This is a genomic window from Pseudomonas anatoliensis (genome assembly GCF_017976235.1).
Classification (GTDB): domain Bacteria; phylum Pseudomonadota; class Gammaproteobacteria; order Pseudomonadales; family Pseudomonadaceae; genus Aquipseudomonas; species Aquipseudomonas anatoliensis.
This window is the reverse complement of record NZ_JACVHC010000008.1, coordinates 153,020-166,551: the sequence shown is the minus strand read 5'-3', so window position 1 is coordinate 166,551 and position 13,532 is coordinate 153,020. Positions and strand designations below refer to the sequence as shown.

The following is a 13,532-nucleotide window of genomic DNA, read 5'->3' as shown; positions in this document are numbered from 1 at the left end:
AGATAATCCGCCGCAATAGTTACAAACAAGGACAGATTGATGAGCAAACTCGACCGTTACGACCTGAGCATTTTGGCGGAATTGCAACGCGACGCCCGCATCTCCAACCAAGAGTTGGCCGAGCGCATCGGTCTGTCACCCTCCCCTTGCTCGCGCCGGGTCAAGCAACTGGAAGACGACGGCTATATCTCGCGTCAGGTGGCGCTACTGGACCGCAAGATGCTCGGCCTGAGCCTGACGGCTTACGTGCTGATCGGCATGGACCGGCACACGCCAGAGCGTTTCGAGAATTTCGAAGCGGCGATTCGCACGTTGCCGCAGGTGCTGGAGTGCAGCCTGGTGACGGGGGTGGATGCTGATTACCAGTTGAAAGTGGTGGTACCGGATATGGACCACTATCAGAAGCTGTTGCTCGGTCACCTCACCCGCATCGATGGCGTAACAAGCGTTCGCTCAAGCTTTGTGCTGAATCAGGTGTTGAACAGCACCGAGTTGCCGCTGACTCATCTGCGTAGCTGAAACCTCCCCCTGTAGGAGCTGCCGAAGGCTGCGATCTTTTGATTCTGTTTTTAAAAGATCGCAGCCTTCGGCAGCTCCTACAGGGGGAGCGGTGGTTGAAGAGGTGTGGCACACAGACGCAGGTCAATACTTCACCAATCGCCCATGGCGTATAATCGCCGCCGCCCTTTAGCCCCGCCCCGCGCCGGAGATGTCCGATGGATCCTGCACTACTCGAAGAGTGGATGATGACCGGTCTGGTCAGCATCCTGATCATTTTCATGGGTTTCATCGTCTGGGATCTGGCGAAGAAGTCCAAGGCCGGTCGCTTCGGCTCGCTCATTCTGTTCTTCGTACTGGGCCTGGGTGTGGCCGCGTTCATCATCAAGAGTGTGGTGATCGGCCTGATCGAATCCGGCGCTTTATAAGCGCGTCGGCACCTCCGTCCACTGGCCCTGATCGAGACCGTCGATCGTCCAGTCACCAATCCTGACCCGCACCAACCGCAGCGTCGGCAGCCCGACCGCTGCAGTCATGCGCCGTACCTGACGGTTGCGCCCCTCGCGAATCACCAATTCCAGCCAACTCGTCGGCACGCTTTTGCGAAAGCGCACGGGCGGGTTGCGTGGCCACAGCTCAGGCTCGTCCAATTGCCGCGCCTCGGCGGGCAAGGTCATGCCGTCATTCAACTCGACGCCATCACGCAGACGCTGCAACTGCTCGTCCGTTGGCTCGCCTTCGACCTGCACCCAATAGGTTTTCGCCAGTTTGTGTTTCGGGTCTGCGATCCGCGCCTGTAACTGGCCGTCGTTGGTCAGCAGCAGCAAACCTTCGCTGTCACGGTCCAGACGCCCGGCCGGGTAGATGCCCGGCACGTCGATGTAATCCTTGAGCGTCGCCCGCCCTTCACCGTCGCTGAATTGCGTCAGCACATCGAACGGTTTGTTGAACAGGATCAGCTTCGGCTCGGCCGGCGGCGCCTTGGCGACACGGCGAGGAGCAGAAGACGGAGGCTTCACGCCGGGGCGGCGGGAAGGTGGACGCGGGGGACGGGACATAGCGAAAAGAACATCTAACGGTCAGGGCTGCCAATGCTAGTAGCCTGACCGTTAAATGACCATCAACAAATCAGCGGAATGGCGGTTCGTCGAAGCTGCGCAGTTTGCGCGAGTGCAGCGAATTGAGTTCGGTGCGCAGCAGATCGACCGCTTCGATGCCGATCTTCAAGTGCTGGCTGACCGCGCGTTCGTAGAAGGCGTTGGCCGAACCCGGCAGCTTGATTTCACTGTGCAGCGGTTTGTCCGAAACGCACAGCAACGTGCCGTAAGGCACTCGCAAGCGATAACCCTGCGCAGCAATCGTGCCGCTTTCCATGTCCACTGCCACCGCGCGGGACAGGTTGATCAACGGTCGCTCCTGAGCCCAACGCAGCTCCCAGTTACGGTCGTCGTAAGTCAATACGGTACCGGTGCGCAGGCGTTTCTTCAGATCATCGCCCTTCTCGCCCGTGACATTGGCTGCCGCTTGTTGCAGCGCCATTTGCACTTCGGCCAGGGCAGGGATCGGGATGTTCGGCGGCACCACGCGATCGAGAATACCGTCGCGACGCATATAAGCGTGGGCCAGCACGTAATCGCCGATGGTCTGCGACTGACGCAGGCCGCCGCAGTGACCGATCATCAGCCAGCAATGCGGACGCAGCACCGCCAAATGGTCAGTGATGTTCTTGGCATTGGACGGGCCGACACCAATATTGACCAGGGTCACGCCGTGGCCATCGCTGGCGATCAGGTGATAGGCCGGCATCTGGTAGCGGTGCCAGACCACACCGGCAGCAATTGCCGAGGCTTCGCCGTGATCCATGCTCTTTTCGATAATCACGTTGCCCGGGAGCACCATGCGCACGAAACGCGGATCGCTGCGCAATTGCTCCAGACCATGAACGATGAACTGGTCGACGTAACGGTGATAGTTGGTCAGCAGGATCCACGGCTGCACATGACGCCAGTCGCTGCCGGTGTAATGCACCAGACGGCGCAGCGAGAAATCCACACGCGCCGCATCAAACAGCGCCAATGGCAGCGGATCGGTGTTTTCCCAATCGTAGAGGCCGTCGGCGATGCCATCGGTGGCGGCAGACAAATCGGTACTTGGGAACACACGCGCCAGCACCGCAGCCGTCACGCCGGAACCGGCCAGTTCGTCGCCCTGCTCGACCACGTACGGATACGGAATGTTTTGCTGGCTGACGCCGACTTCCACGGTCACGGTGAAGTCGTGCATCAACGGCACAAGTTGTTCGAGCAGGTATTTGCGAAAGGCCGCCGGGTGGGTGACGGTGACGCTGTAGGTGCCCGGCAGTTGCACCTTGGCGTAGGCGCGGGTGGTCTGCGGGACCTCGCCCTGGCAGTGATAGGTCAGACGCAGTTCGGGATAACGAAACTGGGCACGCTGCTCGGCGTCGGGCTCGACGCGATCCTTGAGGTACCGCTTGAGCGCCGAATTCAGCGCAGAGGTGGCCCGCTCATGCAGCTCGGCCAGACGATCCACGGCTTGTTCGGCGGTTTGAACGACAATAAACGCTTCGGTCACGATCAGCTTCCTGTGTTCTGACTTGCAGAGCTTCATCTTGCCTGCATCGTGGCGCGACGGGAACAGTGGCATGTTGGCAACCGCACAATATGTGCGACTCCCACGCCCCCTGTAGGAGCTGCCGAAGGCTGCGATCTTTTGATCTTGCCTCTAAAGATCAAAAGATCGCAGCCTTCGGCAGCTCCTACAGGAGATTTATGTAATTAGAAAATCCGGGGGGTCGAGCGGGCGACGATGGCTTCGACGTCCAGCCCACGCGGCAGCGCGCCGTAGACTCGCCCGCCACCACTCAGACGACTGGCAATAAATGCATCACTGACCGTCGAATTCCCCGCCTCCAGCAACAGTTTGGCCTGAAGCCCCAGCGCAATATCCTCAGTCAACTGCCGCGCCCGGTATTGAATGTCACTCGTGTCCTTGAACTGCGCCTGCAACTGCTGAATATGCGCGGCCAGACGTTTATCGCCATGGCCGTCACCGAGTTCGCTGAACAACACATCCAGCACGCCCGGCTCTTTCGACAAGGCACGCAACACGTCGAGGCACTGCACGTTGCCCGAACCTTCCCACGTCGAGTTGACCGGCGCCTCGCGATACAGCCGTGGCAGGATGCTGTCTTCGACATAACCCGCACCGCCCATGCATTCGGCGGCTTCGTTGATCATGGCCGGCGCACGTTTGCAGATCCAGTATTTGCCCACCGCCGTCACCAACCGGGCGAATTGCGCTTCGTGGCGATCATCCAGATGATCGAGCGCTTTGCCCATGCGCAGGCTCAGGGCCAGCGCGGCTTCGCTTTCCAGCGCCAGATCGGCCAGCACGTTCTGCATCAACGGCTGTTCGCTGAGCAGTTTGCCGCCGACCATGCGGTGCGCGCAGTGATGGCTGGCCTGGGTCAGCGCCTGACGCATCAGCGCGCTGGAGCCGACCATGCAATCGAAACGGGTCATGGCCACCATCTCGATGATGGTCGGCACGCCGCGCCCCTCTTCGCCGACCATCCACGCCAGCGCCCCGCGAAATTCCACTTCGCTGGAGGCATTGGACTGGTTGCCGAGTTTGTTTTTCAGGCGCTGGATGTAGAACTGATTGCGCGTGTCATCGGGACGATGGCGCGGCAGCAGAAAACAGGTCAGGCCTTTGTCGGTCTGCGCCAGCGTGAGAAACGCATCGCACATCGGCGCCGAGCAGAACCACTTGTGCCCGACCAGTTCATAGGCCTCGCCCGGCCCGCTGGCACCGACCGGATAGGCTTTGGTGGTATTGGCGCGCACGTCGGTGCCGCCCTGTTTCTCGGTCATCGCCATGCCGATGGTGACCCCGGCCTTGTGCGCCATGCCGACATTGCGCGGATCGTATTCGGTGGCGAGGATTTTCGGCAGCCATTGCTCGGCCAGGTTCGGCTGCAAACGCAGGGCCGGAACGCTGGCGAACGTCATGGTCAACGGGCAGCCACTGCCGGCCTCGGCCTGGCTGTGCAGGTAACTCATGGAGGCCCGGGCAACGTGAGCGCCGTCCTGCGGGTGCGCCCATGGCAAGGACGTCAGGCCATGCTCGATGGCCGTGCGCATCAGCTCGTGATAAGCGGGATGGAATTCAACCAGATCGATGCGATGACCGTAGCGGTCATGGCTCGCGAATACCGGTTTGTTTTGATTGGCGAGGAACCCGGCTTCCATCAGCGGCCCGCCCGCGAGAGCACCGTAGGCATCAATTCGCGATTCGGCCCAACCGGCGCCAAACCGGCGCGACCACTCCTGCAACGGCAGATCAATGCGGTACAGGTTGCTGCCGTCCAGCGACGGCGGCTGGTTGGTGACTTCGTGGGTTTCGGCGAACTGATGCAGGTTCATGACGGGTTCCTTCTTCAGCGAGAAGGTCAGTTAAGCACCGCCCCCACGCCGAACAAAGTGTCATATCCGCCGTTTTTGCGGCGCTTTTACCCTATCAACAGCAGAGCACGCGCCGCTCCAGCGCCGCCTGCAAATCTTCGAATTTCACTGGTTTGTTCAGGTAATCGATCACCGCGCCAGGGCTGCACATCTCGCGGTCGGCACTCAGCGCCAGCATGAACACCGGCAAATGCGCGCAACCCGGCAACGCGTGGATCTGGCAGCACAATGCCGCGCCGTCATGAGCAGGCAACTGGCAATCGATCAGCACCGCGTCGAAGCTTTCGCGCCGCAGGTAATCGAGCGCTGCCGAAGCATTGTCGGCGGTGCGCACGCGGAAACCGAGCTTGAGCAGCATGCCGCGCATCACCAGTTGATTGACGCTGTTGTTATCGACCAGCAGCACCGTGCAGTCCTGTGGTGCGCGTATGCAATCGCGGGCAGGCGTCGCTATTGGCGCAGGTTCGACCACCGGCAGTTCGAACTCCACGTCCAGTTGAAAGCGGCTGCCACTTCCCGGCTCGGAACGGTGGGTGAGCTTGCCGCCGAGCAACTCCGCCAATTGTCGGCAAATCGCCAGCCCGACGCCCAGCCCGCCGTACTCACGGGTCATTGAGCCGTCGAGCTGGAAGAAGCGCTGATACATCGTCGCCTCGCCCAGATCGGTGAAGCCGATGCCGGTGTCGATCACCGCAAACGACAGTGCCATACGATTGTCCGTCGACGGTTTGCCGGTAACGCGCAGCGCCAGACCGCCCACGCGGGTGAACTTGATCGCGTTATCCAGCAAGCATTCCAGACATTGCGCCAGTTTCGTGCTGTCGCCGTTCAGGCGATCCGGCAGGGTCGGCAGCACGTCGACCTTGAAGTCCAGCGACTTGCTCGCCGCATTACTTTCAAATTGCAGGCGTAATGCCTCGACCACGCCGCGCAGGCTGAAAGTGCCCGGTGTCGCCTTGAGCTTGCCGGCCTGCAACTCGGTGAGGGTGAGGATGCCGTTGACCATGCGCATCATGTCCCGGGCAGAACTGGCGGCAGTTTGCTGGTATTGCTCAAGTTCCGGGTCCAGGTCGACGGTCTGCATCAGTTCCAGCGAGCCGATAACACCGTTCATCGGCGTGCGCAGTTCGTGGGTCAGGGTTGCGAGGAATTCATCCTTGAGCTTGTTGCTGTGGGCGAGTTGCTGGTTGAGGACTTCGAGTTTCTGCCCGGCATCGAACAGAGTCTGCGCCTGTTGCTCGCGCATCGCGTTGATGCGGTCGGCCAGCGCCAGCGACAAAAGCGCCACCTCGATGGCCGAGCCGATCTGGCTGGCGTACATGGTCAGGAATACGTTCGGCAGCAAACCGAGCACCATCAGCGTGTTGACGATGCCGCCGAGCAAGAATGCCGACCAGGCGATGATGAAGTAGCGCGCCACCCGCAGGCCGCGGCACCAGGCCAGAATCCCGGCGGCGAAAATCACCACGGTGAAGGTCAGCGCCAACGTTGTTGCCAGGCGCAAGGCCAAGGCGTAACTGGCCATCAACGACAGACCGACCACCAGCGCACCGAATGCGATCAAGGCGATCAGCAAGCGGTCGAGCCAGCGGCTGTGCATCTTGGTCTGCAAAAAGCTGCGGGCGAACTGGCTGCCGAACAGCCCCGCGCAACCGATGAAGAACGGTGTGGCGGCGTTGGCCCACCACGGATTGTTCGGCCAGAAATACTCGACCGCCGCGCCATTCACCGACAGTTGATAGAGACCGAACGAGGCAATATAGAAGATGTAATAGAGGTAACTGGTGTCTCGCACGCTCAGGTAAATGAACAGGTTGTAGACCACCATCCCCAGCAGCACGCCATAAATGATGCCCAGCACGTACAGACGCACCGGCTGATCTTCGAGGTACGCAGTGCTCGACCACAATGTCACCGGCGCCTGGATCGAACCTTCGCTGGCGAGTCGCAGGTACACGGTCTGCTGTTGATCGGGCGCGAACGTCAGGTCGAACAGATAGTTGTTCTGGCGGATCTCACGACTGGCGAACGGCAAGGCATCGCCGGTTTGCCTGATCAGGCGAAAGTCGCCATGGGCGTCGGGCAGATACAGGTCGAGATGGTCGAGCGGCGGATACGCCAACTCCAGCAGCCAGGTGCGCTGGGCGGCCGGATTGCTCGGGCGGTAATGCAGGTCGATCTTCAGCCAGAACGCCGAGCGGGAGTACCCGGCATTGAGCGTGGCTTTGTCGTGAGCTATGAAATTGCCGGCAGCGGCCTGCGCACGGACATCGGCAATGCTCGCCTGACCGCTCGGGTCTTCGAACACTTGCAGTGACCGGCCCAGAGGGAGGCTCTGGGTGAATTCGTCGAACTCGACAGCGCTCGCCATGAGGGGCAAGCAGAACAGCAACATCAGCAGATAGCGCATTGAAGCCCCAGCGTGGCTCGTCCGGTTGTGTCAGGAAGCCCCCCCATTCCTTTTGAGTAGACGTAAAACCGGTATTACCTGTTATTGGTTTGGATCCAGACTAGCATAGCCGTTGATGGCCATTGAGCACCATCGGAATTTTTCCTACAAAGGCTCTAGAACGGGCGTTCTAGAGCAAAGCACCGCGCTAGAGCTGTTGGGTTGGTCAGGTAGATCAAAAGATCGTCCGAACGCGGCCCGAGCCTTGGGCAGCCCCTACACTGGAATGCGTTCCCTGTAGGAGCTGCCCAAGGCTGCGATCTTTTGATCTTGCTACACCAGCCACACCCGAAAATCAGCTTTGGTGGTAAGCTCGCGCACCATGAATATCTACAGCTCCCGCCCCGTTGTCCTCTGTCTCTCCGGCCACGACCCCAGTGGTGGCGCCGGCTTGCAGGCAGATATCGAAGCCCTGCTCGCGCAGGGTTGCCATGCGGCTCCGGCCGTCACCGCCCTGACCGTGCAAGACACCGTCAACGTCACTGACTTCCGCGTCCTCGACCGTGAGTGGGTGTTGGCCCAGGCCAATGCCGTGCTCAACGACTCCGAAGTCGCTGCGGTCAAACTGGGCATGCTCGGTTCGCTGGAAATGGTCGACACCGTTGTCGAACTGCTGTCCGCGCACCCGCACTTGCCGGTGGTCTGCGACCCGGTGCTGCGCGCCGGCGGCGGCGGACGTCTGGGCAAGGACGAAGTCGGCTATGCGATGCGCGAGCGTCTGCTGCCACTGTCGATCATTGCCACCCCCAACCTTCCCGAAGCACGCATCCTCGCCGAACTGCCCGAAGGCACCGCGGACGAGTGCGCTGAAAAACTTCTGCCATTCGTCAAGAACCTGCTGATTACCGGTGGCCACGGCGACGAAACTGAAATCCACAATCGCCTGTACAGCCGCGACGGCCTGCGTGAAACCTTTTACTGCCAGCGTTTGCCGGGCAGTTATCACGGTTCTGGCTGCACCCTCGCCAGTGCCTTGGCCGGTCGCCTGGCGCAAGGTGAAAACCTCGCCAGCGCCGTGCGCAGTGCACTGGATTACACCTGGCGCACCCTGCGCGATGCCGAACAACTGGGCAAAGGCCAGTTCGTCCCGCGTCGCCTGCCGCTGGATTTCTGCTCGTAACGTCGTGAGGTCTGCCTGATGAAACTACGTGGCCTGTACGCCATTACCGACAGCCAGTTGCTGGCCGGCAAGTTCCTGTCGTATGTGGAGGCGGCGCTGGAAGGCGGCGTCACCCTGCTGCAATACCGCGACAAGAGCAGCGACGAGGCCCGCCGTCTGCGCGAGGCCGAGGCGCTGCGCAATTTGTGCGAACGCTACAAGACGCAGTTGATCATCAACGACGACGCCGAACTGGCCGCGCGCCTGAACGTCGGTGTGCATCTGGGCCAGACCGACGGCCCGCTGTCACCGACCCGCGCCCTGCTCGGCTCGAAAGCGATCATCGGCTCGACTTGCCACGCGCAAATCGAACTGGCCCAACAGGCTGCCAAGGAAGGTGCGAGTTACGTCGCCTTCGGTCGTTTCTTCAATTCCAACACCAAACCCGGCGCGCCGACTTGCAGCCTCGATCTGCTCGACGATGCCAAACGTGCGCTGCATCTACCGATCTGCGCGATTGGCGGCATCACCCTCGACAACGCGGCGCCGCTGGTGGCCCACGGCGTCGACTTGCTTGCTGTGGTCCACGGTTTGTTCGGTGCCGACAGCACCGCCGAAGTGACCCGCCGCGCCCGCGCATTCAATGAATTGTTCAAATCCTGATTTTTGAGAGCCCGATCATGTCTCGTTCCGAAACCCTGTTTGCCAATGCCCAGAAACACATTCCCGGTGGCGTGAACTCGCCGGTTCGCGCGTTCAAGAGCGTGGGTGGCACGCCGCTGTTCTTCAAACACGCCGAAGGCGCCTACGTCACTGACGAAGACGACAAGCGTTATGTCGATTACGTTGGCTCGTGGGGCCCGATGATTCTTGGCCACAGCCACCCGGACGTGCTGGACGCGGTGCGCAATCAACTGCAACACGGCTTGTCGTACGGCGCGCCGACCGCAATGGAAACCGAGATGGCCGACCTGGTCTGCTCGCTGGTGCCGTCGATGGACATGGTGCGAATGGTCAGCTCCGGCACCGAAGCGACCATGAGTGCGATCCGTCTGGCCCGTGGTTTCACCGGCCGCGACAGCATCATCAAATTCGAAGGCTGCTACCACGGTCACTCCGACAGCCTGCTGGTCAAGGCCGGTTCCGGCGCGCTGACCCAAGGCGTTCCGAGCTCGGCGGGTGTACCGGCGGCGTTCGCCAAACACACGCTGACCCTGCCGTTCAACGACATCGACGCGGTAGAAAAAATGCTTGGCGAAGTCGGCCAGGAAGTCGCGTGCATTATCGTTGAGCCAGTGGCCGGCAACATGAATTGCGTGCCGCCAGCGTCGGGCTTCCTCGAAGGTCTGCGCTCGCTGTGTGACAAACACGGCGTGGTGTTGATTTTCGACGAAGTGATGACCGGTTTCCGCGTGGCCCTCGGTGGCGCACAGGCTTACTACGGCGTGAAGCCAGACCTGACCACCTTCGGCAAGATCATCGGTGGCGGTATGCCGGTCGGCTGTTTCGGCGGCAAGCGTGAAATCATGGAGCGCATCGCGCCGCTGGGCCCGGTTTACCAGGCCGGCACACTGTCGGGTAACCCGCTGGCCATGGCTGCCGGTTTGACCACTCTGCGCTTGATCAGCCGTCCGGGTTTCCACGACGAACTGACCGATTACACCACTCGCCTGCTCGACGGCCTGCAACAACGCGCCGATGCAGCAGGTATTCCGTTCGTGACCACTCAGGCCGGCGGCATGTTCGGCCTGTACTTCAGCGGTGCCGACGACATCGTCACCTTTGAAGACGTGATGGCCAGCGACGCTGCCCTCTTCGGTCGCTTCTTCCACCTGATGCTGGAAGGCGGCGTGTACCTGGCGCCGAGTGCATTCGAAGCCGGTTTCACCTCTATCGCCCACGGCGAAGCCGAGTTGAAGTTGACGCTGGATGCAGCCGAGCGCGCCTTCGCCAAACTGAAATAATCGCCGAACCGCTGACGTTGGCCATTGCCAGCGTCAGCTTTCACCTACACCCGAGCTGTTTTTCCGACGCCTCTGCTAAATATCCGCCTAAAGTGGGCGATATATTCCCCGCGCAGCAGAAAAACGAGTAAAGACTTTGTAAGGTTGGCCCTGCTTATTTCATAATGCGCGCTTATTGGATCCCTCGATGGGTCCGCGTGCCCTTCAGAGGTAAGTCGATTCCCATGAACCGCACCGGCCGCACCCTTGCCTTGGGCTGCCTGTTGCTCCTTCAGCCCCTGCTCGCGCATGCACAAGCAGGCGGCAACTCGTTGTTGATCCCGGCGATGGGTCGTTGCACCCTCAATACTCAGCCGCAAGACGTCACGCAGGCACTGGCTGCCTGCCAAAAGGCTGCGGATGAAGGGGATGCGCAAGCGCAATATGAGTTGGGTGAGTTCTACTACGACGGCAAGAATGCGCCGCGCGACCTCAATCAAGCCCTGAGCTATTTTGAAAAGGCCTCGCTGCAAGGCCACGCCCAGGCGCAATTCAAGCTCGGCACCATGTTTTTCCACGGTGAAGGCGTTCAGGCCAATAACATTCAGGCGTACATCGTGCTGAAGATGGCTGCGGTCAACGGCGCCGAAGAGGCGCTGGACACTGCCGACGAAGTCTCTGAAAAAATGTCCCGCGAAGACCTCGAAACTGCCACGCAGGTGCTCGGGCAAATTTTCCGTAAATACCTGATGGAATTGCAGAGCGCCGATGGGCGTACGCCGTTTTCGCCACTGCCCTGAGTTCTGCTGACCTCTAGGGGTGATATGGCTGATGGGATTTTGTGGCGAGGGGATTTATCCCCGATCGGCTGCGCAGCAGTCGCAAACCATTCGATGCGGTGTGTCAGAAAGAGTTTGATTGCAGGTTTTGGGGCCGCTTCGCAGCCCATCGGGGATAAATCCCCTCGCCACAAATAAAACCTGTTCAGCCACTCAACTAAATCCTATTCAGCCACTGAATCCTGTTCAGCCACTAAATCTTCTTCAGCCACAGAAAAGGGTTTTACTTCTCAGGCATCGGCATCGGAAACGGCATCACATTGCCGACCGTGCCACGGGCTTCGCTGATTTTCGGTGTACCCAGACGCTCGACCTCGTCGATGCGCACGATCGAATGCATCGGCACAAAGCTGCGCACCACGCCTTCGAATTGTGCCTTGAGCTTTTCTTCGCTCGGATCGACGACCATCTGCGTGCGCTCGCCAAAGACGAACTCTTCCACTTCCAGGAAGCCCCACAGATCACTTTGATAGATCTGCTTGGCGTACATTTCGAACACCTGGCCCTGGTTGAGGAAAATCACCTTGTAGATTGGAGCTTCGCGTTTGGTCATGGCGGGCGGATAACATCGGGGATAAAAATGAGGGCGCGAACTATAGCATAGCCACCGGACGCACAACGGTAGGAACATGGAGACATGTTCCCTATAATGCGCGGTTCTTTGAATCACGTGACGATCCTAATCCATGGCCAAGAAGCTTTACATCGAAACCCACGGTTGCCAGATGAACGAGTACGACAGCTCGCGCATGGTCGATCTGCTGGGTGAACATCAGGCCCTGGAAGTCACTGCTCGCGCCGAAGATGCCGACGTGATTCTGCTCAATACCTGCTCGATCCGCGAGCGCGCCCAGGACCGGGTGTACTCGCAACTGGGCCGCTGGCGCGAACTGAAACTGGCCAACCCGGACATGGTGATTGCCGTCGGCGGTTGCGTGGCCAGCCAGGAAGGCGCGGCGATCCGTGATCGCGCACCGTACGTCGACGTGGTGTTCGGCCCGCAGACCCTGCACCGCCTGCCGGAAATGATCGACGCCGCACGCATCACCAAATTGCCGCAAGTCGACGTCTCGTTCCCGGAAATCGAAAAGTTCGACCACTTGCCCGAGCCGCGCATCGACGGCCCGAGTGCTTACGTGTCGGTGATGGAGGGTTGCAGCAAGTACTGCACGTTCTGCGTGGTGCCTTATACCCGCGGCGAAGAGGTCAGCCGCCCCTTCGACGACGTGCTCGCCGAGATCATTCATCTGGCCGAAAACGGCGTGCGTGAAGTGACTTTGCTGGGGCAGAACGTCAACGGCTATCGCGGCACCACCCATGACGGTCGTCTGGCCGATCTTGCCGAATTGATCCGCGTAGTCGCCGCCGTCGATGGCATCGATCGCATTCGCTACACCACCTCGCATCCGCTGGAGTTCTCCGACAGCCTGATCCAGGCCCACGCCGAAGTACCGGAACTGGTGAAGCACCTGCACTTGCCGGTGCAATCGGGGTCCGACCGGATTCTGGCGGCAATGAAACGCAACCACACGGCGCTGGAGTACAAATCCAAATTGCGCAAACTGCGCGCGGCGGTGCCGGGAATTTGCATCAGCTCGGACTTCATCGTCGGCTTCCCGGGCGAAACCGAAAAAGACTTCGAACAGACCATGAAGCTGATCGAAGACGTCGGTTTCGACTTTTCCTACTCGTTCGTTTACAGCCAGCGCCCGGGCACACCGGCCGCCGATTTGACCGACGACACGCCGGAAGCGCTGAAGAAAGAACGCCTGAACGCGCTTCAGCACCGCCTGAATCAGCAAGGTTTCGAAATCAGCCGACAAATGGTCGGCTCGACCCAGCGCATTCTGGTGACCGATTACTCGAAGAAAGACCCGGGCGAACTGCAAGGGCGCACCGAGAATAATCGGATCGTCAACTTCCGCTGCGACAATCCAACCCTGATCGGCCAGTTCGCAGATGTGCACATCGACGCGGCGCAACCGCACTCGTTGCGCGGCTCGCTGATCCAGTAACAACATATCTCCTCTGTGGGAGAAGGTTTTTGTGGCGAGGGGATTTATCCCCGATGGGGTGCGAAGCGCCCCCAAAACCTGCAACTGCGGTGCATCTGATATGCCGCACTGGATGGTTTTACGACGGCTGCGCCGCTGATCGGGGATAAATCCCCTCGCCACAGATGAATTCTTCAGCCATAGAGAAAGCGCTCGAGAGCGGCAG

12 protein-coding genes are annotated in these 13,532 nt (G+C 60.3%); 7 read left to right on the top strand and 5 right to left on the bottom strand.

The window, feature by feature from the left end; translation table 11 throughout:
* Positions 1-39: 39 nt before the first annotated feature.
* Both ICA16_RS24500 and ICA16_RS24495 read left to right on the top strand, forming a co-directional pair.
* The gene (locus tag ICA16_RS24500; protein ID WP_042561225.1) at positions 40-519 is read left to right on the top strand and encodes an Lrp/AsnC family transcriptional regulator; all 480 of its coding nucleotides are present in this window, start codon (positions 40-42) and stop codon (positions 517-519) included.
* A gap of 197 nt (positions 520-716) precedes the next feature.
* Complete coding sequence (locus ICA16_RS24495) at positions 717-926, top strand: DUF2788 domain-containing protein (protein WP_042561226.1); 210 nt, start codon at positions 717-719, stop codon at positions 924-926.
* Here ICA16_RS24495 and ICA16_RS24490 read toward each other — a convergent pair.
* From ICA16_RS24490 to ICA16_RS24475, 4 genes are all read right to left on the bottom strand, one after another.
* Complete coding sequence (locus ICA16_RS24490; protein ID WP_228734220.1) at positions 921-1,556, bottom strand: pseudouridine synthase; 636 nt, start codon at positions 1,554-1,556, stop codon at positions 921-923. The two genes, ICA16_RS24495 and ICA16_RS24490, sit on opposite strands and share 6 nt — an antisense overlap.
* A gap of 70 nt (positions 1,557-1,626) precedes the next feature.
* Positions 1,627-3,126, bottom strand: a complete 1,500-nt coding sequence (amn, locus tag ICA16_RS24485) for an AMP nucleosidase (protein ID WP_191626408.1) — start codon at positions 3,124-3,126, stop codon at positions 1,627-1,629.
* 167 nt (positions 3,127-3,293) lie between these two features.
* On the bottom strand, positions 3,294-4,943 hold the full coding sequence (locus tag ICA16_RS24480) for an acyl-CoA dehydrogenase family protein (RefSeq protein ID WP_210554862.1): 1,650 nt from the start codon (positions 4,941-4,943) through the stop codon (positions 3,294-3,296).
* A gap of 94 nt (positions 4,944-5,037) precedes the next feature.
* A complete protein-coding gene (locus ICA16_RS24475) occupies positions 5,038-7,392 on the bottom strand; it encodes a hybrid sensor histidine kinase/response regulator (protein ID WP_210701822.1) in 2,355 nt (784 codons plus the stop codon).
* A gap of 361 nt (positions 7,393-7,753) precedes the next feature.
* Between ICA16_RS24475 and ICA16_RS24470 the strand changes: the two genes are divergently transcribed.
* The 4 genes from ICA16_RS24470 (at position 7,754) to ICA16_RS24455 (ending at position 11,273) form a co-directional block, all read left to right on the top strand.
* On the top strand, positions 7,754-8,551 hold the full coding sequence (locus tag ICA16_RS24470; protein WP_047303578.1) for a hydroxymethylpyrimidine/phosphomethylpyrimidine kinase: 798 nt from the start codon (positions 7,754-7,756) through the stop codon (positions 8,549-8,551).
* Positions 8,552-8,569: 18 nt separating this feature from the next.
* Positions 8,570-9,193 (top strand): thiamine phosphate synthase, encoded by a 624-nt coding sequence (gene thiE / locus ICA16_RS24465; RefSeq protein WP_210701821.1) that lies wholly within the window; start codon positions 8,570-8,572, stop codon positions 9,191-9,193.
* Positions 9,194-9,210: 17 nt separating this feature from the next.
* Positions 9,211-10,494: a glutamate-1-semialdehyde 2,1-aminomutase gene (hemL, locus tag ICA16_RS24460; protein WP_210554860.1), complete on the top strand. Its 1,284-nt coding sequence runs from the start codon at positions 9,211-9,213 to the stop codon at positions 10,492-10,494.
* Positions 10,495-10,718: 224 nt separating this feature from the next.
* Positions 10,719-11,273 carry a tetratricopeptide repeat protein gene (locus tag ICA16_RS24455; protein WP_042561233.1) on the top strand — a complete coding sequence of 185 codons (555 nt, stop codon included), beginning with the start codon at positions 10,719-10,721 and terminating at the stop codon, positions 11,271-11,273.
* A gap of 262 nt (positions 11,274-11,535) precedes the next feature.
* Here the strand turns inward: ICA16_RS24455 and ICA16_RS24450 are convergent, their stop codons facing one another.
* Positions 11,536-11,865, bottom strand: a complete 330-nt coding sequence (locus ICA16_RS24450; protein ID WP_042561234.1) for a DUF1820 family protein — start codon at positions 11,863-11,865, stop codon at positions 11,536-11,538.
* 133 nt (positions 11,866-11,998) lie between these two features.
* On the opposite strand from ICA16_RS24450, the gene miaB reads away from it, so the two are divergent.
* Complete coding sequence (gene miaB, locus ICA16_RS24445; RefSeq protein ID WP_150602134.1) at positions 11,999-13,327, top strand: tRNA (N6-isopentenyl adenosine(37)-C2)-methylthiotransferase MiaB; 1,329 nt, start codon at positions 11,999-12,001, stop codon at positions 13,325-13,327.
* Positions 13,328-13,532: the final 205 nt, after the last annotated feature.

What these genes read in the sequence shown, in the direction of transcription:
- ICA16_RS24500 (WP_042561225.1), top strand. Translation starts at nt 40, where the DNA reads ATGAGCAAACTCGACCGTTACGACCTGAGCATTTTGGCGGAATTGCAA.
- ICA16_RS24495 (WP_042561226.1), top strand. Translation starts at nt 717, where the DNA reads ATGGATCCTGCACTACTCGAAGAGTGGATGATGACCGGTCTGGTCAGC.
- ICA16_RS24490 (WP_228734220.1), bottom strand. Translation starts at nt 1,556, where the DNA reads ATGTCCCGTCCCCCGCGTCCACCTTCCCGCCGCCCCGGCGTGAAGCCT.
- amn (WP_191626408.1), bottom strand. Translation starts at nt 3,126, where the DNA reads ATGAAGCTCTGCAAGTCAGAACACAGGAAGCTGATCGTGACCGAAGCG.
- ICA16_RS24480 (WP_210554862.1), bottom strand. Translation starts at nt 4,943, where the DNA reads ATGAACCTGCATCAGTTCGCCGAAACCCACGAAGTCACCAACCAGCCG.
- ICA16_RS24475 (WP_210701822.1), bottom strand. Translation starts at nt 7,392, where the DNA reads ATGCGCTATCTGCTGATGTTGCTGTTCTGCTTGCCCCTCATGGCGAGC.
- ICA16_RS24470 (WP_047303578.1), top strand. Translation starts at nt 7,754, where the DNA reads ATGAATATCTACAGCTCCCGCCCCGTTGTCCTCTGTCTCTCCGGCCAC.
- thiE (WP_210701821.1), top strand. Translation starts at nt 8,570, where the DNA reads ATGAAACTACGTGGCCTGTACGCCATTACCGACAGCCAGTTGCTGGCC.
- hemL (WP_210554860.1), top strand. Translation starts at nt 9,211, where the DNA reads ATGTCTCGTTCCGAAACCCTGTTTGCCAATGCCCAGAAACACATTCCC.
- ICA16_RS24455 (WP_042561233.1), top strand. Translation starts at nt 10,719, where the DNA reads ATGAACCGCACCGGCCGCACCCTTGCCTTGGGCTGCCTGTTGCTCCTT.
- ICA16_RS24450 (WP_042561234.1), bottom strand. Translation starts at nt 11,865, where the DNA reads ATGACCAAACGCGAAGCTCCAATCTACAAGGTGATTTTCCTCAACCAG.
- miaB (WP_150602134.1), top strand. Translation starts at nt 11,999, where the DNA reads ATGGCCAAGAAGCTTTACATCGAAACCCACGGTTGCCAGATGAACGAG.